Annotated in this window: 18 protein-coding genes and 1 pseudogene; 7 read left to right on the top strand and 12 right to left on the bottom strand. The window is 60.2% G+C overall.

Annotated elements, in window-relative coordinates; genetic code table 11:
• Positions 1-110: 110 nt before the first annotated feature.
• Complete coding sequence (locus tag ACA066_RS19060; protein ID WP_497699917.1) at positions 111-845, top strand: sulfite exporter TauE/SafE family protein; 735 nt, start codon at positions 111-113, stop codon at positions 843-845.
• Here the strand turns inward: ACA066_RS19060 and ACA066_RS19055 are convergent.
• On the bottom strand, positions 835-1689 hold the full coding sequence (locus ACA066_RS19055; RefSeq protein WP_497696185.1) for a LysR substrate-binding domain-containing protein: 855 nt from the start codon (positions 1687-1689) through the stop codon (positions 835-837). The genes ACA066_RS19060 and ACA066_RS19055 overlap by 11 nt on opposite strands.
• Positions 1690-1784: 95 nt before the next feature.
• Between ACA066_RS19055 and ACA066_RS19050 the strand changes: the two genes are divergently transcribed.
• Both ACA066_RS19050 and ACA066_RS19045 read left to right on the top strand, forming a co-directional pair.
• Positions 1785-2000: a DUF1127 domain-containing protein gene (locus ACA066_RS19050; protein WP_157709631.1), complete on the top strand. Its 216-nt coding sequence runs from the start codon at positions 1785-1787 to the stop codon at positions 1998-2000.
• Positions 2001-2064: 64 nt separating this feature from the next.
• Positions 2065-3294: a winged helix-turn-helix domain-containing protein gene (locus ACA066_RS19045; RefSeq protein WP_497696184.1), complete on the top strand. Its 1230-nt coding sequence runs from the start codon at positions 2065-2067 to the stop codon at positions 3292-3294.
• A gap of 89 nt (positions 3295-3383) precedes the next feature.
• Here ACA066_RS19045 and ACA066_RS19040 read toward each other — a convergent pair whose 3' ends face one another.
• On the bottom strand, positions 3384-4730 hold the full coding sequence (locus tag ACA066_RS19040; RefSeq protein WP_017339794.1) for a class II 3-deoxy-7-phosphoheptulonate synthase: 1347 nt from the start codon (positions 4728-4730) through the stop codon (positions 3384-3386).
• 149 nt (positions 4731-4879) lie between these two features.
• Here ACA066_RS19040 and ACA066_RS19035 point away from each other — a divergent pair, with 149 nt between their 5' ends.
• Positions 4880-5635: a spermidine synthase gene (locus ACA066_RS19035; RefSeq protein WP_497696183.1), complete on the top strand. Its 756-nt coding sequence runs from the start codon at positions 4880-4882 to the stop codon at positions 5633-5635.
• A 134-nt stretch (positions 5636-5769) separates the two neighbouring features.
• Here ACA066_RS19035 and ACA066_RS19030 read toward each other — a convergent pair whose 3' ends face one another.
• Positions 5770-6561, bottom strand: coding sequence for a crotonase/enoyl-CoA hydratase family protein (locus tag ACA066_RS19030; RefSeq protein WP_497696182.1), 792 nt, complete (start codon positions 6559-6561; stop codon positions 5770-5772).
• A 419-nt stretch (positions 6562-6980) separates the two neighbouring features.
• Between ACA066_RS19030 and ACA066_RS19025 the strand changes: the two genes are divergently transcribed.
• Positions 6981-8654, top strand: a complete 1674-nt coding sequence (locus tag ACA066_RS19025; RefSeq protein WP_461954045.1) for a DEAD/DEAH box helicase — start codon at positions 6981-6983, stop codon at positions 8652-8654.
• Between the two features lie 193 nt (positions 8655-8847).
• On the opposite strand, the pseudogene ACA066_RS19020 reads toward ACA066_RS19025, so the two are convergent.
• From ACA066_RS19020 to minC, 7 genes and pseudogenes are all read right to left on the bottom strand, one after another.
• A pseudogene (locus ACA066_RS19020) lies at positions 8848-10074 on the bottom strand (mechanosensitive ion channel family protein).
• Positions 10075-10200: 126 nt separating this feature from the next.
• On the bottom strand, positions 10201-10377 hold the full coding sequence (locus ACA066_RS19015) for a hypothetical protein (RefSeq protein ID WP_497696181.1): 177 nt from the start codon (positions 10375-10377) through the stop codon (positions 10201-10203).
• A 197-nt stretch (positions 10378-10574) separates the two neighbouring features.
• On the bottom strand, positions 10575-11864 hold the full coding sequence (locus ACA066_RS19010) for a M18 family aminopeptidase (protein WP_084319930.1): 1290 nt from the start codon (positions 11862-11864) through the stop codon (positions 10575-10577).
• A 212-nt stretch (positions 11865-12076) separates the two neighbouring features.
• Entirely contained in the window at positions 12077-12712 is a 636-nt protein-coding gene (locus ACA066_RS19005; protein WP_253429331.1) for an RluA family pseudouridine synthase, read from the bottom strand.
• 181 nt (positions 12713-12893) lie between these two features.
• Positions 12894-13148: a cell division topological specificity factor MinE gene (gene minE, locus ACA066_RS19000; RefSeq protein ID WP_007944431.1), complete on the bottom strand. Its 255-nt coding sequence runs from the start codon at positions 13146-13148 to the stop codon at positions 12894-12896.
• On the bottom strand, positions 13148-13960 hold the full coding sequence (minD, locus tag ACA066_RS18995) for a septum site-determining protein MinD (protein ID WP_028624193.1): 813 nt from the start codon (positions 13958-13960) through the stop codon (positions 13148-13150). The genes minE and minD overlap by 1 nt, the downstream gene beginning before the upstream one ends.
• 201 nt (positions 13961-14161) lie before the next feature.
• Complete coding sequence (gene minC / locus ACA066_RS18990) at positions 14162-14899, bottom strand: septum site-determining protein MinC (protein ID WP_497696180.1); 738 nt, start codon at positions 14897-14899, stop codon at positions 14162-14164.
• Between the two features lie 118 nt (positions 14900-15017).
• Here minC and ACA066_RS18985 point away from each other — a divergent pair, with 118 nt between their 5' ends.
• Both ACA066_RS18985 and ACA066_RS18980 read left to right on the top strand, forming a co-directional pair.
• Positions 15018-15950, top strand: coding sequence for a lipid A biosynthesis lauroyl acyltransferase (locus ACA066_RS18985; RefSeq protein WP_497696179.1), 933 nt, complete (start codon positions 15018-15020; stop codon positions 15948-15950).
• 172 nt (positions 15951-16122) lie between these two features.
• Positions 16123-17295, top strand: coding sequence for a patatin-like phospholipase family protein (locus ACA066_RS18980; RefSeq protein ID WP_497696178.1), 1173 nt, complete (start codon positions 16123-16125; stop codon positions 17293-17295).
• A gap of 105 nt (positions 17296-17400) precedes the next feature.
• On the opposite strand, the gene ACA066_RS18975 is transcribed toward ACA066_RS18980, so the two are convergent.
• Together ACA066_RS18975 and ACA066_RS18970 are read right to left on the bottom strand one after the other, a co-directional pair.
• Positions 17401-18186: an outer membrane protein OmpK gene (locus ACA066_RS18975; RefSeq protein ID WP_497696177.1), complete on the bottom strand. Its 786-nt coding sequence runs from the start codon at positions 18184-18186 to the stop codon at positions 17401-17403.
• A gap of 26 nt (positions 18187-18212) precedes the next feature.
• Positions 18213-18560 (bottom strand): hypothetical protein, encoded by a 348-nt coding sequence (locus ACA066_RS18970; RefSeq protein WP_497696176.1) that lies wholly within the window; start codon positions 18558-18560, stop codon positions 18213-18215.
• Position 18561: the final 1 nt, after the last annotated feature.

Raw genomic sequence — 18561 nt, 5'->3', positions numbered from 1 at the left:
GTGCGAAGTTGGCACAGCCATTGTGCGTTGCTGTGCGTTTCCCCGCCAGCGCCGACTGCGTAGGATGGATCGCCTGAGATGATAGGAAATCGGCCGTGATTGAGTTTTTGATGTATCTGGTATTCGGCGCCGCGCTGGGAACCCTGGGCGGTTTGTTTGGCATTGGCGGCGGGCTGATCGCCATTCCGTTGCTGGGGGTGTTGTTTGGTCTCGATCAGCAGATCGCCCAAGGCACTGCGCTGGTCATGGTGGTGCCGAACGTGATGCTGGCGCTGTGGCGCTATCACCAGCGCAATAAAATCGAATTGCGTCACGCGCTGCCGCTGGCGTCGATGGGTTTTTGCTTTGCGTGGATCGGCTCGATCTGGGCGGTGGGCATTGATGCGCAAACCATGCGCGCAGGATTTGTCGCGTTCCTGATCGCGCTGTCGGCCTACAATCTGATGCGAATGTTCTACGCCAACGCGTCGGCTACTTCGCAGATGAATTACTCATGGCCATGGCTGGGCGTACTCGGCGCGGCTTCCGGGACCATGGGCGGATTGTTCGGCGTGGGCGGGGCGGTGGTGGCAACGCCGGTGCTGACCAGCCTGTTCGGCACCAGCCAAGTGGTGGCCCAAGGCTTGTCGCTGGCGCTGGCGTTACCCAGCACGGGCGTCACGCTGGTGACTTATGCCGCGCATCATCAAGTGGACTGGATGATCGGTGTGCCTTTGGCCGTCGGCGGTCTGATGAGCATCAGCTGGGGCGTGAAGATCGCCCACGCCATGCCGGAGCGGCTGCTGCGCGGGCTGTTCTGTGGCTTCCTGGTGCTGTGCGCGGCGATGCTCGCCTTTAAAGTTTGAACCCTTCGACGATATGTTCGGCCAGGCATTCGGTGATCGGTGACGGATTGTGCAGGTTGCGCAGCAGCATGATGCTCGCCTCCGGCAAGATCGGCAGGTCTTCGGCTTCACCGAGAATGCGCATGTCCGGGGTGACCAGGCTTTCCAGTTGCGCGGTCACCGCCAGGCCGGCGCTGACCACCGCCATGATCGCCGACAGGCTGTCGCTGTTATAGGCCACGCGATAATCGCGGCCCATGGCATCGAGGGCATTGCAGGCCCACAGGCGGCAGAAACAATCGCTGTTGAACATCGCCAGCGGCAGCGGCGTTTGCTCATGGGCACTGAAACATTGCGCTTCAGCCCAGACAAAACGCTCCTTGCGCAACAACTGGCCGATCTCGTTGCCCGGTTCTCGGGTAACGATCGTCAGATCCAGGTCCTGACGTATCAGCAATTGTTTTGATGATTCGCAGTGCACCTCGATCTGGACCAGCGGATACGACTGGGCAAACCGACGCAGAATCCCTGGCAGAAAACGCATCACATAATCGTCTGGTGTGCCGATGCGGACCATGCCGACCATGTGCGGCTCGCGCAACGTGTTGAACACTTCGCTGTGCAGCTTGAGGATACGTCGGGCATAACCCAGCAGCACCTGGCCCTCAGCCGTCAGGCGTACCTGCCGTCCGTCACGCTGGAACAGTTGACGCTGCAACACATCCTCTTCCAGCCGCTTCATTTGCATGCTTACGGCGGACTGCGTGCGATTCACCAGCTCACCGGCGCGGGTAAAACCACCCTGGTCGGCGATGGCGACAAAGGTGCGCAGCACTTCGGTGTCGATACTTGGGAAGGCTGACATTCATCAATCTCCGAGATATGTGACATCAGAAACATTCGTTGGATTGATCTTAGTCCTGGGGCGAGACTGGAACCACCTAAACGGAGGGCAACAAGATGAAAGGTCAACATGAGTATCCAGCCGTAGAAAAACACTCGGTCCACCTGGTATCCGATCTGCTGCATAAATTCAGTCGCTGGTACGAACTTCACCGGGAGCGCGAGCTGTTGGCGAGTCTGAGCGACGAAGCACTGAAGGACATCGGCATGAGCCGTGCGGATGTGGAGTTCGAGTCGGTCAAACCATTCTGGAATGACCCGATGCACAAATGAGTAACCCACAACTACACAAACCGTCTCCCGGTGAGGTAGGTTGCGAGCAGACAAGGAGATGCTCATGCCCGCAACGCTGTCCTTTTCCATCAAGCAGGCTCGACGCCTGGCGCTGGCCGCCCAAGGGTTCAATGGGCGCCAGCCGCCGGCGGCGATCAAAGCGGTTCAGCTCAATCGGCTGATCGAACGGCTGGGCATTCTGCAGATCGATTCGGTCAATGCGTTGGTGCGTTCGCACTACCTTCCCTTGTTTTCCCGTCTCGGCAACTACTCATCCGATTTGCTCGACCAGGCTGCCTGGAGTTCGGGCCGTCGACGCACGTTGTTCGAATACTGGGGCCATGAAGCCTCGTTGCTGCCCCTGTCGATGTATCCGTTGATGCGCTGGCGCATGCGGCGTGCGAGCCGTGGCGAAGACATCTATCAGCAACTGGCGTGTTTCGGGCGTGAGCAGCAGGACACCATTCGCCGCGTGCTGGCCTCGGTTCAGGAGCTCGGCGCGCTGGGTGCCGGGAGTCTGTCGACCCGCCAGGAGCGGGCAGGGCCGTGGTGGGACTGGAGCGCGGAAAAGCATGCGCTGGAGTGGCTGTTCGCCGCCGGTGAGGTGACCGTGGCCGGACGGCGCGGATTCGAGCGGCTTTATGATTTGCCGGAGCGGGTTATTCCCTCAGCGATTCTGCAGCAGCCGTTGCTCTCGGAAGACGAGGCCCAGCGCGGGCTGCTGCTGCATGCCGCGAATGCTTTGGGGGTGGCGACGGAGAAGGACCTGCGCGACTACTTTCGCTTGAGCCCCGGCGATGCGCGTCCGCGTCTGGCGGAACTGGTGGAGGCAGGCGAGTTGCAGACTTGCGAGGTTCAGGGTTGGCGGCAACCGGCGTTTTGTCTGCCGGAGCCAAAAGTGCCGCGCAAGGTCGAGGCCAGTGCCTTGCTTTCACCGTTTGATTCGCTGGTCTGGGAACGCAGCCGTACCGAGCGCTTGTTCGATTTTCGCTATCGGTTGGAGATCTACACGCCGCCGGACAAACGCATCTACGGGTATTACGTGCTGCCGTTTTTACACAACGAACGGATTGCCGCGCGGGTGGATTTGCGGGCGGAACGGGCGTTGGGGCGGCTCGCGGTGCATGCCGTGCATGAGGAAGAACCGGGGCTGGACGAGGAGGGGATGCTGGCGTTGGCGGTGAATTTACGGCGGATGGCGGATTGGTTGGGGTTGGAGCGGGTGCAGTTGAATTGTCCGCGGGCGAGTGCGGCGCGGTTGCGGGTGGCATTGGCCAGTATTGGCGGTGATTGATCAGACGCCTTCGCGGGCAAGCCTCGCTCCTACAAGGGATCGCGAAACCCTGTAGGAGCGAGGCTTGCCCGCGAAGGGCGCGACGCGATTTAACGTCGGACTTGCTTCAAAGTTTCAGCAATAAGGAACGCCAATTCCAGCGACTGATCAGCATTCATCCGCGGATCACAATGGGTGTGATACCGGTCCGATAACCCATCCTCGGTAATCGGCCGCGCACCACCAATGCACTCGGTGACATTCTGCCCGGTCATCTCGATATGGATACCACCGGCATAACTGCCTTCCGCTTCGTGAACCTGGAAGAACTGCTTCACTTCGCCGAGGATCTGCGCAAAATCGCGGGTCTTGTAGCCGCTGCTGGCCTTGATGGTGTTGCCATGCATCGGGTCGGAACTCCAGAGCACTTGCTTGCCTTCACGCTGCACCGCGCGGATCAACGCCGGCAAGTGATCGCCGACCTTGTTCGCGCCCATCCGCGCGATCAGGTTCAAGCGCCCCGGATCGTTGTCCGGGTTGAGCACGTCGATCAGGCGGATCAGGTCTTCCGGGTTCATGCTCGGGCCGACCTTGACCCCGATCGGGTTGTTCACCCCGCGCAGGAATTCGACGTGGGCACCGTCGAGCTGGCGGGTGCGGTCGCCGATCCACAGCATGTGCGCCGAGCAGTCGTAGTAATCGTTGGTCAGGCTGTCGCGACGCACGAAGGCTTCTTCGTAGTTCAGCAGCAGCGCTTCGTGGGCGGTGAAGAAACTGGTTTCGCGCAATTGCGGCGAACTGTCCATGCCGCAGGCGCGCATGAACGCCAGGGTTTCATCGATGCGGTCGGCGAGGTGGCTGTATTTTTCCGCCAGCGCCGAGTTGGCGATGAAATCCAGGTTCCACTTGTGCACCTGATGCAGGTCGGCAAAACCGCCCTGGGCGAAGGCGCGCAGCAGGTTCAGGGTGGCGGTGGACTGGTGATAAGACTGCAGCAGGCGTTCCGGGTCCGGTACGCGGCTTTTTTCATCGAAACCGATGCCGTTGACGATGTCGCCACGATAGGCCGGCAGCGTCACGCCATCGATGGTTTCATCGTTGGCCGAACGCGGTTTGGCGAACTGGCCGGCCATGCGCCCGACCTTGACCACCGGGCAACCGGCCGCGAAGGTCATGACGATCGCCATTTGCAGCAGCACTTTGAAGGTGTCGCGAATTTTCGCGGCGGAGAACTCGGCGAAGCTTTCGGCGCAGTCGCCGCCCTGCAACAGAAACGCGCGACCCTGGGTCACTTCGGCGAACTGACGGCGCAACTCCCGGGCCTCACCGGCAAACACCAGCGGCGGATAGCTGGCCAGGGTTTGCTCGACGTGCAGCAAATGCGCCGCGTCGGGATAAACAGGTTGTTGCTGGATCGGCAGGGCGCGCCAGCTGTCAGGGCTCCAGGGTTGGCTCATCACGGTCTCGGTTGTTTTACGCTCGGGCGTTCATGTTATCAGCAAATTAGTGCGTGACCTGTTCCCGTCGCTTCGCGGACAATCGCGCTTTTGCCGCCTCATGTTGCGGTGTACTACGTTGCCGGGTCCGGTAACGATCAGGAGACGAAATGACTGAGGAGCGCGTCGAGCATCTGCTCGCCGAGGTACAGGACGAGTTCGGTGTGATTCGTGTGCTGGAAGTGGCCGATTACCGGTTTCTCGAGTTCGGTGATGCCATCGAACAGAGCTGTGTGTTCACCGCCGACCCGAGCTGGCTCGAATACGATTACACCCGGGCGATGCTGATCGGTGCGTTGTGCCACGAGCAACCGGAGAGCGCGCTGTTCCTCGGCCTCGGTGCCGGCACGTTGACCCAGGCCTGCCTGAAATTCCTGCCGCTGGAAGATGTCGAGGCCATCGAACTGCGCCCCGACGTGCCGCGCCTGGCCATCGAATACCTCGGGCTGGATGACGATCCGCGACTGTACATCCGGGTTGGCGATGCGCTGGAATTGCTGGAAACCGCCGAGCCGGCGGACCTGATTTTCGTCGACCTCTATACCGATGTCGGGCCGGGCGTCGGGCATCTGGCCTGGAGTTTTCTGGAAAACTGTCAGAAACGCCTGAATCCGGGCGGTTGGCTGGTGATCAACCAATGGGCCACCGACGATGGCAAACCGTTGGGCGCGGCGTTGTTGCGCGGGCTTTATCATCGGCATTACTGGGAGCTGCCGGTGAAGGAGGGCAATGTGATTCTGATCGTGCCTTCGGAACTGGATCAGGAACTGGACATGGACGGGTTGGTTGCGCGGGCCGAAGCGTTGGCGCCGCGGTTGGGGTATTCGTTGCAGTCGTTGATCAAGGCGATTCGCCCGGCTACCTGATGCGAAATCCTGTGGCGAGGGAGCTCGCTCCCGCTTGAGTGCGCAGCACTCACAAAATCTCTGGGCGGCCGGAGTTTTGGGGCCGCTTCGCAGCCCAGCGGGAGCAAGCTCCCTCGCCACATAAAGCCGTCTTGTCAGCAGCCTTTGAAAATGCCCGGCCGCTTCTCCAGCATCGACCGCACACCTTCCTTCGCATCCTCACTCGCCAACAACTTCTTCACCAGCGCCGGCAATCCCTGCGCCGCCGCGGTTTCCCCTTCATAACGTGCCTGTCGCGCCGACATCAACGTCGCCTGAACCCCCAGCGGCGCCTGCCGGGCAATCCGCTCAGCCAGTTCAATCGCTCGCGGCAACAAATCCTCGCTGGCCATGACTTCCTGCACCAGGCCCAGATGCAGCGCATCATGGGCATCGAACTCATCGCCGGTCAGCAGCCAGCGCATGGCATTGCCCCAGCCTGCAACCTGATGCAGGCGCAACGTCGCGCCGCCAAACGGGAAGATCCCGCGCTGTACTTCTTTCTGGGCGAATCGGGTGTTGCTGGCACACAGGTTGATGTCGGCGGCCAGCATCAGCTCGATGCCGATGGTCAGGCAGTAGCCTTGCGCGGCGACAATCACCGGTTTACTGACTCGCGGACCTGCAAACACCCCCCACGGATCGCACCCCCCGGGTGGCGCTTGCCAGCCTTCGGCCAGCGCTGCGCTGGCATTGACCAGGTCGAGCCCGGCAGTGAAATGCTCGCCATGCCCGAACACCACCGCCACCCGCGCCTCGCTGTCGGCCTCGAATTCGCCGTAGGCCAGGCTGAGGGCATTGAGCAGGTCGAGATCGAAGGCGTTGCGCTTGGCCACCCGATCCAGGCCCATCAACAGGACATGGCCGTGCCGTTCGCAGGTTACACGGCTGGTAACGGATTGATTCATCAAGCAATTCCTCGGGCGGGAAGGGGTTTGAGACCGCAGGGCTGCGTCCCAAGGGTGACCGTTTTAGCGCCATCGCCAGCAGGGCCGGGCCTTTGAAAAATAGACCGCTGCACGATTATCTGCAAAGCCTGTGACATAACGGTGTATGCGTCAGATTTCCGACAAATAATGCTCCCTTTTTGGGCGAATTCCGGTATAGTGCGCGCCGGCCTTTAACCGGGCCGCGTTTAGGTAGCGCAATTCCCCGAAGTCAGCTTCGGCTGCACGTCCGCACAGCGGACTCTCCCTTGACGAATCTTTTTCATTCATTCGTTTTCGCAAATCCCCGCCGACAAAGCAGCCAGGGCGACTCTTGAGTCTTACACGGCATGCGCAGCTTTGGAGCATGGGTCTTTGCGGATGCACTTAGAGGCAGACCCATGACCCAGGAAACCGGCGGCTTCGCCGCTTTTAATCTTAATCCGAATATTCTTGCAGCCGTCATTGCGACTGGCTACGAAGAGCCTTCGGCTATTCAGCAGCAATCGATCCCGATCATCATGGCCGGCCAGGACATGATTGGCCAGGCGCAAACCGGTACGGGTAAAACCGCTGCGTTCGCCCTGCCTATCCTGCATTGCATCGATCCTGCCAAGCGCGAGCCGCAAGCCCTGATCCTGGCGCCAACCCGTGAGTTGGCGCTGCAAGTAGCAACCGCTTTCGAAACCTACGCCAAGCAAATGCCGGGCGTTACCGTTGTGGCCGTTTACGGCGGCGCGCCTATGGGCCCACAACTGAAAGCAATCCGTAACGGCGCACAGATCGTTGTCGCCACCCCGGGCCGTCTGTGTGACCACCTGCGTCGCGACGAAAAAGTCCTGTCGACCGTGAACCACCTGGTTCTCGACGAAGCTGACGAAATGCTCAAGCTGGGCTTCATGGATGACCTCGAAGTCATCTTCAAGGCTCTGCCAGCGACCCGTCAGACCGTACTGTTCTCGGCCACCTTGCCACAGTCGATCCGTGCCATTGCCGAACGCCACCTGCGCGATCCGCAACACGTGAAGATCCAGACCAAGACTCAGACCGTTACCGCGATCGAACAGGCTCACCTGTTGGTTCACGCTGACCAGAAGACCTCGGCTGTATTGAGCCTGCTGGAAGTCGAAGACTTCGACGCCCTGATCATGTTCGTGCGCACCAAGCAAGCGACCCTGGACCTGGCCAGCGCCCTGGAAGCCAAAGGCTACAAAGCCGCTGCGCTGAACGGTGACATTGCCCAGAACCAGCGTGAGCGCGTGATCGACTCCCTCAAGGATGGCCGTCTGGACATCGTTGTGGCGACCGACGTTGCTGCTCGTGGCCTGGACGTTCCGCGCATCACTCACGTGTTCAACGTTGACATGCCGTACGATCCTGAGTCCTACGTTCACCGTATCGGCCGTACCGGCCGTGCCGGTCGCGAAGGTCGTGCACTGCTGCTGGTGACTCCGCGTGAGCGCCGCATGCTGCAAGTGATCGAGCGTGTAACCGGTCAGAAAGTTGCCGAAGTCCGCCTGCCGGACGCTCAGGCCGTTCTCGATGCCCGCATCAAGAAACTGACCAACAGCCTGTCGCCGCTGGTTGGCGACGCCGAGTCGACTCACGGTGATCTGCTGGATCGCCTGACCGCCGACATCGGTTGCACCCCGCGTGCCCTGGCCGCTGCCCTGCTGCGCAAGGCCACCAACGCTCAGGCGTTGACCCTGGCTGCAATCGAGAAAGAACGTCCACTGGTGCCAAACAACGCACCGCGTGGCGATCGTCCAGAGCGTTCCGGTGATCGTCCGGACCGTGGTGATCGTGAGCGTCGCGCTCCGGTTCCATTGGCCGAAGGTCGTGCTCGTTGCCGTACCGCGCTGGGTGCGCGTGATGGTATCGCTGCCAAGAACCTGCTGGGCGCTATCCTCAATGAGGGTGGTCTGGCTCGCGAAGCAATCGGTCGCATCCAGGTGCGTGACAGCTTCAGCCTCGTCGAGCTGCCGGAAGATGGTCTGGAGCGTCTGCTGACCAAGCTGAAGGACACTCGCGTTGCCGGTAAGCAGTTGAAGCTGCGTCGCTATCGCGAAGATTGATCCGCTCTCGGGCTGATTGATCGAACATAAAAAATCCCCGACTGGTTCGGGGATTTTTTATGCCTGCGTTTTGGTGCAACTCTGCGTTTGACGACCACTGTAGGAGCGAGCTTGCTCGCGATGGACGTCAACGATTACGTTTGCTGTCTGGATAAACGCGGTGCCTTTACGTCCATCGCGAGCAAGCTCGCTCCTACAGGGTCGGACCGCCGCCCGCCGTCACCACTTGCACGCTCATGCGTGGAGTCGCCAGATCGAGCCCGGCTTCGTCCAGGTGGCGTTTCAGGGACAGGTTGAACGCCCGGGAAACCTCCCACTGCTTGATCGGTGCGGTCTTGAACCGGGCCCGAAGGATTGCGTTGCCGGATTCGAAGCTTTCGACACCCTGAATCTCCAGCGGCGACCAAATATTGCGTCGTTGCAGCGGATCGGTGCGCATCTTCTGGCCGACGTCGCGCATCAATTTGATCGCGTTATCAATGTCCATGCTCGAGGGGATCGCCACGCGGAAGATCGCGTAGCCGAATTCCCGTGAGTAGTTCTTGATGCTTTTGATCTCGCTGAACGGAATCGTATGGACGATGCCATCGATGTCCCGCAGGCGCACAGTGCGAATGGTCAGGCCTTCGACGGTGCCGAGGTGGCCGCCGACATCGACGTAGTCGTCGATGGCCAGGGAGTCTTCGATGATGATGAACAGTCCGGTGATCAGGTCCGCCACCAGCGATTGCGCGCCGAAACCGATGGCCAGACCGATCACACCGGCACCGGCCAGCAGCGGCGTGACGTTCATGCCCATGTTCGCCAGGGCGACGATCAGCGCAACGATGAATATCGCCACGAACAGCACGTTGCGGATCAGCGGCATCATCGTCTGCGCGCGGGCATTGGCCGTTGATGACCATGCACAACACCAACAGCACGGTGCAGATCAGCGACTGACGCAAGGCGGTGCTGGTATCGCCGGCCGAGACGAACGTGGCGAACAGCGAGATGGCCACCAGCACCAGCGCCGGCACGTACCAGAAGGTGCCGAGAATATCGATGGTGTCGCTGAGGGCGCGGCGGGTCAGGCGTCGGGACAGCGGTTGGTTGCGGATCAGGTGGGCGATGGGGCGACGGAAGCGCAGGATGAACAGCCCGGTGGACAGCGCCGCCAGCGCGTGAGCGGGCTGTCGGCGCCGGAAAACTGCTTTTCGAAATTGGCCAGCGTCCCGCCAATCAGACCCAGCACGCCTTCTTCCGTGGCCGGTTGGGCTTTTTTGGTGGCGTCGCGCAGCTTCTTCAGGTCGGCCAGTAATTGGCTTCGTTACTGATCGTTCTCCAGCGGTTCTTGCGCCTCTGGCTGGGTTTTCGCGGAGCCGTTGAGCAGGCTCGGCAAACCGGCGGCCTGGGCGGGCGTGATCGGCAGCAGCGCCATCAAGCAGACGAGGAAAAAACACGGCAGGGCAAAAAGACGAGCGAACACTAGGCGGTCAACCTTGAAAGGAGCAGATCGGCCGAGTGTACGAGCCCGCCAAAATCAATGCGAGCCGGGGGGAGGCATTTATTCGTTGAGTTTGGCGAGGATCTTGAAAATCACGGTGGCGAGGATGGTCAGCATGCCGATCCACATCGCGAACACGCCAGCATTCTTGTCACGGAAATTGAAGCCGACGGCCAGCAGGATCATCCCGCCCAGAATCGGGATCAGCATGGCGTGGAATGAAGACATCGAGATCATGAGCGACTGCCTTGTCGAAAGGGGTATTTAAAGTCTAGGTGGCTTTTGGGTGGCCGGTGGTGATGTGTATCAGATATGAATCACTGCAAGCATGAAATTCGCGTTGTTTGAGCTGACGTCTTCGCGAGCAGGCTCGCTCCCACATTTGAAATGCATTCCATTGTGGGAGCGAGCCTGCTCGCGAAGCTTTTTTGGGTTTACGGCAATTCCTGGCAGGCGTAAAACGCGCTCAGCACTTTCACCAGGTGCGCCAGATCATGGCTGCCGCACAGCTCGCGGATCGAGTGCATGGCGAACGTCGGCAAGCCGATGTCCACGGTGCGCACGCCCAGGTGGCTGGCGGTGATCGGGCCGATGGTCGAGCCGCAGCCCATGTCGCTGCGCACCACGAAGCTCTGCACCGGCACTTCCTCGGCCATGCACAGGTGGCGGAAGAACCCGGCGGTTTCGCTGTTGGTAGCGTAGCGCTGGTTGCTGTTGACCTTGATCACCGGGCCGGCGTTGAGTTTCGGGCCGTGGTTGGCGTCGTGCTTGTCGGCGTAGTTGGGGTGCACGCCGTGGGCGTTGTCGGCCGAAACCAGCAGGGATTTTTGAATGGTGCGTACGAACTCATCACCTTCAGGCAGCAGGCGACGCAGGGTCTGCTCAAGCATCGGGCCGTCGGCGCCGCACGCTGAGCAGGAGCCGACTTCTTCGTGATCATTGCAGACCAGCACGCAGGTTTCGTCGGTTTCAGCCGTCAGCAAAGCCTGCAGGCCGGCGTAGCACGACAGCAGGTTGTCCAGGCGCGCGCCGGCGATGAAGTCGCCATGCAGGCCAATGACCGCCGCGCTTTGGGTGTCGTAGAAGCTCAGCTCGTAATCGAGCACCACGTCGGCATTCAGGCCATGCTCCAGCGCCAGCTGGTTGGTGAGCACGGCGCGGAAGTCCACACGCTCATCACCGGCAAACTGTGCAAGGATCGGCGGCAATTCGGTCTGGGCGTTGATGGCCCACCCCATGTTGGCTTCACGATTGAGGTGAATGGCCAGGTTCGGGATGATCGCAATCGGTGCCTTGAAGTCGATCAGCTGGCTCTCGACCTTGCCGTCGCGACGGAAGGTCACGCGGCCGGCCAGGGACAGGTCGCGGTCGAACCAGGGAGCCAGCAGCGCGCCGCCATAGACTTCGACACCCAGTTGCCAGAAACCCTGGCGTTGCAGTTCCGGCTGGGGTTTGACCCGCAGGCACGGGCTGTCGGTGTGGGCGCCGACCAGACGAATGCCGCCGTGCAGTGGCGAGTGACGGCCCATCTTGACTGCGACGATCGAAGAGTCGTTGCGGGTGACGTAGTAACGGCCGTTGGCCTCGGTGGACCAGGGCTCGCGTTCATCGAGACGCTGATAACCCGCCGCTTCCAGACGCTGAACAAGGCTGGCGGTGGCATGGAACGGGGTAGGGGAGGCCTTGAGGAAATCGATCAGGCCTTGGTTCAACTCTTCGCGCATAAGTAGCTCCAGACAGCAATGGCGCCAGTTTAACGTATTGGTCAGAGAATTGGCGGTGGGCTGCTGAGGGAGTAGCCCCCAAATTGACTCGGAGCAGATCCTCTGTAGGAGCGAGGCTTGCCCGCGAAAGCGGACTGTCAATCAAAGTTGATGTCGATTGACACACCGCTTTCGCGGGCAAGCCTCGCTCCTACAGAGTCAGTGTTTTCCGCTTAGAACGGTGCCGGGCACTCGAAACGCAAGCGTTCACCCGTCTGCGGATGAGTGAAGCTGAGCATGCTCGCATGCAGGCACAGCCGTGGCCAAGCGGCCAGCGCTTGCTCATGGGCATAGAGCCCGTCACCCAGCAACGGGTGGCCGATGGAGAGCATGTGCACGCGCAATTGATGGGAGCGGCCGGTGATCGGCGTCAGTTCGACCCGGCACCAGTCGCCGCAACGTTCGAGCACGCGCCAGAACGTCAGGGCGTTTTTGCCGAACTCGTAGTCCACCACGTGGCGCGGCTTGGTCGGTGGATCGTAGCGCAACGGCAGATCGATGCTGCCGCTGTCCAGCTCCGGTTGACCCCAGCAGAGTGCGGTGTAGGCCTTTTCGGTTTCGCGGTCGTGAAATTGCCGAGACAATTCGCGATGGGTGTCCGGGTCACGGGCCAGCAGAATGATGCCGGACGTTTCCCAGTCCAGACGATGGACGATGCGGGCTTCCGGGTAGCCGTTTTCTTGCAGGCGGGTGATCAGGCAATCCTTGTTGTCATCGGCCCGGCCAGGGACGGAAAGCAACAGGGTCGGTTTATCCACCACCAGTACGGCGGCGTCCTGATGGATGATGCGGATGTTGGACAGCGGCATTAAAACAGCCTCGTAACAAACGCCAACGGCGGCTCAGAACCTGTCCTCTGTAGGAGCCGAGCTTGCTCGCGATGACGATTTTACATTCAACTACGATATTGAATGACCAATCGCTATCGCGAGCAAGCTCGGCTCCTACAGAGGTGCAGACCTGAGCCGCCGTGGCTCCAGCCGGATCGACTCAGCGATCTGGCAAGGTGATATTGAGTTCCAGAATCGAGCAGCTACCCTGGTTTTCCAGGGCGACGTGCACGTCATCGGACCCGATATTGACGTACTTGCGGATCACCTCGACCAATTCCTTCTGCAAGGCGGGCAGGTAGTCCGGCGTACTGCGTTGGCCGCGTTCATGCGCCACGATGATCTGTAGACGCTCTTTCGCTACCGAGGCGGTACTTGGCTTCTTGTTAGCACGAAAGAAGTCAAAAATGTTCATTACCGGCCTCCAAACAGACGCTCAAAGAATCCTTTCTTCGTCACATCGAGAAACCGATGCTCCACGGTTTTGCCCAGCAGGCGATCGACGGCATCGCTGTACGCCTGACCGGCGTCGCTCTGGTCGTCGAGGATCACCGGCACGCCGGAGTTGGACGCCTTGAGTACCGCTTGGGACTCAGGGATCACACCCAGCAGGGTCACGGCGAGAATTTCCTTGACGTCTTCGACGCCGAGCATTTCGCCGTCGCTGACGCGTTGCGGGTTGTAGCGGGTCAGCAGCAAGTGTTCCTTGATCGGGTCTTCGCCGTTTTCAGCGCGACGCGATTTGCTGGCCAGCAGGCCCAGCATGCGGTCCGAGTCACGAACCGAGGAGACTTCCGGGTTGGTCACGACGATCGCTTCATCGGCGAAGTACATGGCCAGGTGAGCACCTTTCTCGATGCCGGCCGGGGAGTCGCAGACCACGAATTCGAAGTCTTCCTTCAACGCCATCAGGACTTTTTCCACGCCTTCGACGGTCAGCGCGTCTTTGTCGCGGGTCTGGCTGGCAGCCAGTACGTAGAGGTTTTCCAGGCGTTTGTCTTTGATCAGGGCCTGTTGCAGGTTGGCTTCGCCGTTGACCACGTTGACGAAGTCATACACGACGCGACGCTCGCAACCCATGATCAGGTCGAGGTTACGCAAACCGACGTCGAAGTCGACGATAACTGTTTTGTGACCGCGCAGTGCGAGGCCGGTACCGATAGCAGCACTGGTGGTGGTCTTACCCACACCACCCTTGCCGGATGTAACCACTAGAATCTTGGCCAAGGTGTTTCACCCCTAAGGAAAAAGGACATTTAGCCCCGAAAAACATCTCTGAAAAAAACGACTGCAGTCGGACAGCCTTGGCTGGAATCCGGCCCTGAACCGCGTTTACCCCCGGTAAACACTGCTTTCGGCCTTTTTCCTACTTCGTTTGAGCCGTTTTCGCTACGTTTTAGAGATGCTTGGAAAATGCGGCAGTATCCGTTAAAGCCGAATGATGTTCAACACATCGCCCGACAGGCTGACCTGTACGCCTGCACCCCATAAAGGGTCGCGCCGCAGATCTTCCGAAACCTTATAGTGACCTGCGATGGAGACTAGCTCAGCGCTCATTTGTTGGCAGAAAATCCTGGCTTTCGTGTCGCCTTTGACCCCGGCCAATATACGACCGCGCATCGGGCCGTATACATGGATGTTACCGTCAGCGAGAAGTTCCGCCCCCGGGCTGACCGAGGAGATCACGACGAGGTCGCAACCCTGCGCATAAATCTGTTGGCCGCCGCGTACGGGCGAAGTGATGATTTTCGTCGGTTTGATCGTCGGTTCCGCCGGTTTTTCCGGTTTCTTCGCAACGGCCCCTTCAAGTGGGTCCAGCGGTCGCTCGCGGGCGCCGGACGGTGGCAGCACCGGCAGGTCGACCGCGATGGCGGCGGCGATGTCTTCGATGCGGCTGGCGCGGATCGCCAACGTACGCAGGCCGTGCTGGCGACAGACGCGCATCAAGCCTGGCAGATCGACCGCGCCTTCGCTGGCCGGAAGTTTGTCCAGCGCCAGTACCAGCGGCGCGTTGCTGAAGAAGCCAGGCGCCTGGGCGACTTTGGCGGCCAGTTGCCGATCGAGGCTCTCGAGGTCGTTGCGGGCCAGCTCCAGCACCGTAATGGCGAGCATGCTGCCCTTCAACTGGAACACGGGATCTTGGTCTAGCGGGTCGGTTTGGCTCATGGTCGGCATACAACGGCTTGTCACTAAAAGTGCCGAGACTTATAACGAGAACGCTCGCCAGCCGCAAGCCGGGTCGAACGATGTAGAATGCGCGGCCATCGTCTTTCCGGAACCTTTAATGGATCGCCCGCGTTTTCGAAAAACATTTCTTATGCCGCGTTTCTGGCCGCTGTGGTGTGGGCTGGGGCTGTTGTGGCTGATTGTTCAATTGCCGTATCCGGCGTTGTTGTCTATCGGCCGCGCCCTCGGTGCATTGATGTATCGCGCGGCGGGCGACCGACGGCGTATTGCCAAGCGCAATCTGGAACTTTGCTTCCCGGAAAAGTCCGCTGCCGAACGCAAACGCCTGCTCAAGGAAAACTTTGCCTCCAACGGCATCGCATTCTTTGAAATGGCCATGAGCTGGTGGTGGTCCCGGGAGCGTCTGGCGAAGCTGGCCCACGTCGAAGGGCTGGAGCATCTGAAGAAAGCCCAGCGCGACGGCAAGGGCGTGATTCTGATGGCGGTGCATTTCACCACGCTGGAAATCGGCGCGGCGTTGCTAGGTCAGCAGCACACCATCGACGGCATGTATCGCGAGCACAAGAACCCGTTGTTCGATTACATCCAGCGCAGTGGCCGCGAACGGCACAACCTCGATTCGCTGGCCGTGGAGCGTGAAGACGTGCGCGGGATGCTCAAGTTGCTGCGGGCCGGCCGGGCGATCTGGTACGCACCGGATCAGGACTACGGCGCCAAGCAAAGCATCTTCGTGCCGCTGTTCGGCATTCAGGCCGCGACCGTCACCGCCACCAGCAAGTTTGCGCGGCTGGGCAAGGCGCTGGTGGTGCCGTTCACCCAGGAGCGGCTGGCGGACGGCAGCGGTTATCGACTGGTGATCCATGCGCCGCTCGAGGGTTTCCCCGGCGAAACCGAAGAGGCCGATTGCCTGCGGATCAACCAATGGATCGAAGGCGTGCTGCGTGACTGTCCGGAGCAATACCTCTGGGCCCATCGCCGCTTCAAGAGCCGTCCGCCGGGCGAACCCAAGCTGTACGCAAAACGCGGTTGAACCACCGATCCCCTGTAGGAGCGAGCTCGCTCGCGAGAAACTTAAAACCACCGCGGGGTGTCAGGCTGCCAATGTCATCGTTGACGACCTTCGCGAGCAAGCTCGCTCCTACAGGTCTCGTGTAGACAGGGTTGGAGCAATGAAATCCCATCAAGCACCATGGAGCGTTGCGATGAGTCCTGCTGAACCGGTTACAGGGTTGATTCTTTCCGGAGGCGGGGCCCGGGCGGCCTATCAGGTCGGCGTGCTGGCGGCGATTGCCGAACTGTTGCCCGTGGGGGCAGACAATCCGTTTCCGGTGATCGTCGGCACCTCGGCCGGGGCGATCAACGCGGTCAGCCTCGCCAGCGGGGCGATGGATTTCCGTGGTGCCATCGAACGTCTGACCGCTTTCTGGCAAGGATTTCGTAGCCATCTGGTTTTGCGCAGCGACTGGCCGGGCGTGATCCGTCAGGCCAGCCGGTTTGTCAGCCACAGTTTGCTCGGCATCGGCGCTCAAGTGCCAGTGGCCTTGCTCAACAGCTCGCCATTGCGCAGGTTGCTCAACGACAAGCTGCACATGACCGGCATCGCCGACGCCATCGCGCAAAAGCAGTTGCAGGCCGTTGCGGTTACAGCGTTTGGCTACGAATCGGGTCAGGCGGTCACGTTCTATCAGGGCGGTGGAACCATCGACGCCTGGTTGCGTCATCGGCGAATTGGCGTGCCGACGCAATTGACCGTCGACCATTTGCTCGCCAGCTCAGCGATCCCATTGCTGTTTGCACCGGTGAAAATCGGCGAAGAGTATTTCGGCGACGGCGCAGTACGCCAATCAGCGCCGATCAGCCCGGCCCTGCACCTGGGCGCCAGTCGCGTGCTGGTGGTGGGTGTCAGCGGCAACCCGCGCGGGGTCGACCCGGAGCAGCCGTTGCAACGCGCCTACACCGGCCAACAGCCGACGCTCGCGCAGATCGGCGGGCACATGCTCAACAGTACGTTCATTGACAGCCTGGAAAGCGACATCGAGTTGCTGCAGCGCCTGAATCAGTTCAGTCATCTGATGCCCGACGGCACGCCGACTCGTACGCTCGGCGTAGCGCCGGTGGAGGTGCTGGTGATTTCGCCGAGCCAGCCGATCGATGAAATTGCTGCGCGTCACCGTCAGGAATTGCCGGCGGCGTTGCGTCTGTTCCTGCGCGGGCCGGGCGCGACCAAGACCAGCGGGGCGGGAGTGTTGAGTTACCTGCTGTTCGAGGCGGGGTATTGCAGTGAGTTGATTGATCTGGGGCGGCGGGATGCGTTGGCCAAGCGTGAGGAGCTTTGCCGGTTTCTTGGGTTGGCGGAGCCGGTGGTTTCGGCCTGAGATCGGCGGTGTGGCTATCGCTAGCAGGCTAGCTTTCACAGTGGATCTTCAGTGTCACTCAGATCAACTGTGGGAGCTAGCCTGCAGACGCCACTTACAGCCGGATCAGAAGTGAAACTTGACCAGGAAACTCGTCACATTCTGATTGGTGGTAAACGCACGGGTATCGTCGATCCCGTATTTGTCCTTCCAGTAGTCGTACTCCACACCGACATACAACTGCTTCTCACCAACATTCAACGCCTTGCCCAAGTCATATTTAACCTGTGGGTTGAAGTGCAGGTTGGCGTGGTAGTCGCCTTTGGAGTTGGAATCGTTGTCGACTACCCAGTCCATGAACCCGTCGATCAGGATGTTCGAATCGCCGACCGGGATGGTGTAGGACCACACCGGTGTGATTTGCCAGACGTTGTCACCCGCGCGCGGGCCTTCGGTATGACGCTGGTAGAAGTTCAGCTGGAAGTAGTCGAAGCCGGGAATCGCCAGGTCGAAACCCGGGCCGATCAGGTAGGACTCTGTATCGCCCTCGCCAAACTCGTAAGTCATCGCCAGCAAGACGTCTTTGATCGGGCCGAATTCGATCTTCTGGTCGAGCACTTTGCCCAGGGAAATACGTGGCTGGAACTCACCGTAGTAGGTGTTCGGGCCGACGTTGAAGTCCTTGTCGCCGTTGTAGAAGATCTTGTCGACGAAGAAGAAGTTGTCCCCATATTTCCAGCCGTCAGCGTGTTCGAACGTCACGGTCTGCTGAATCGCAGGGTTGACCTTGAAGTCCTTGCCATACAGGTAAGTCAGGCTGTTGTTCTGCCATTGCAGCAAGTCGCCGGCCATGGCCTGACCCCCGGCCAGCAAGGATCCCGCCAGCATCAGGCTAGTGCACGTACGTTTCATTCGGTTGCTCCCAAAAAGTAGGTGTTTCACGTTGTTTTTTTAAGATCGGCGCTCTGGTGTGGCGCCTTTTTCTGTAACAGTAAAAAATCATCCAATCGGTTAGCTTCGGTGCTGTTGGCAAGCGCTGCGCCAAGGCTTTCGAAAAGCAAAAAAACTTCCGTTCGGCGGCTCAAGAGCAGTCGATTGAGAGGGGTGTTGGAATGCCTTGCTACCGTCCAGGGCCGGGATAAGTTGGCTTTCTGGTCAGGAATTAAATCCGGGCTTTTTTTTAAAGCGGATTCGGGCGGCCGCGGAGAATACTGACTCCTTGGCCAGGTCTCAAGTGCCCCGCAACAGCGCACCGACGACAGGTTTGAAGCACGGTTGCGGGCCATC

It is taken from the genome of Pseudomonas sp. LBUM1651 (assembly GCF_059716135.1).
The sequence above is the reverse complement of the archived record's forward strand: the minus strand, read 5'-3'. Positions and strand labels throughout refer to the sequence as shown.

Coding starts and splice junctions, on each gene's coding strand:
- ACA066_RS19060 (WP_497699917.1), top strand. CDS start 111: ATGTATCTGGTATTCGGCGCCGCGCTGGGAACCCTGGGCGGTTTGTTT.
- ACA066_RS19055 (WP_497696185.1), bottom strand. CDS start 1,689: ATGTCAGCCTTCCCAAGTATCGACACCGAAGTGCTGCGCACCTTTGTC.
- ACA066_RS19050 (WP_157709631.1), top strand. CDS start 1,785: ATGAAAGGTCAACATGAGTATCCAGCCGTAGAAAAACACTCGGTCCAC.
- ACA066_RS19045 (WP_497696184.1), top strand. CDS start 2,065: ATGCCCGCAACGCTGTCCTTTTCCATCAAGCAGGCTCGACGCCTGGCG.
- ACA066_RS19040 (WP_017339794.1), bottom strand. CDS start 4,730: ATGAGCCAACCCTGGAGCCCTGACAGCTGGCGCGCCCTGCCGATCCAG.
- ACA066_RS19035 (WP_497696183.1), top strand. CDS start 4,880: ATGACTGAGGAGCGCGTCGAGCATCTGCTCGCCGAGGTACAGGACGAG.
- ACA066_RS19030 (WP_497696182.1), bottom strand. CDS start 6,561: ATGAATCAATCCGTTACCAGCCGTGTAACCTGCGAACGGCACGGCCAT.
- ACA066_RS19025 (WP_461954045.1), top strand. CDS start 6,981: ATGACCCAGGAAACCGGCGGCTTCGCCGCTTTTAATCTTAATCCGAAT.
- ACA066_RS19015 (WP_497696181.1), bottom strand. CDS start 10,377: ATGATCTCGATGTCTTCATTCCACGCCATGCTGATCCCGATTCTGGGC.
- ACA066_RS19010 (WP_084319930.1), bottom strand. CDS start 11,864: ATGCGCGAAGAGTTGAACCAAGGCCTGATCGATTTCCTCAAGGCCTCC.
- ACA066_RS19005 (WP_253429331.1), bottom strand. CDS start 12,712: ATGCCGCTGTCCAACATCCGCATCATCCATCAGGACGCCGCCGTACTG.
- minE (WP_007944431.1), bottom strand. CDS start 13,148: ATGAACATTTTTGACTTCTTTCGTGCTAACAAGAAGCCAAGTACCGCC.
- minC (WP_497696180.1), bottom strand. CDS start 14,899: ATGAGCCAAACCGACCCGCTAGACCAAGATCCCGTGTTCCAGTTGAAG.
- ACA066_RS18985 (WP_497696179.1), top strand. CDS start 15,018: ATGGATCGCCCGCGTTTTCGAAAAACATTTCTTATGCCGCGTTTCTGG.
- ACA066_RS18980 (WP_497696178.1), top strand. CDS start 16,123: ATGAGTCCTGCTGAACCGGTTACAGGGTTGATTCTTTCCGGAGGCGGG.
- ACA066_RS18975 (WP_497696177.1), bottom strand. CDS start 18,186: ATGAAACGTACGTGCACTAGCCTGATGCTGGCGGGATCCTTGCTGGCC.
- ACA066_RS18970 (WP_497696176.1), bottom strand. CDS start 18,560: ATGGCCCGCAACCGTGCTTCAAACCTGTCGTCGGTGCGCTGTTGCGGG.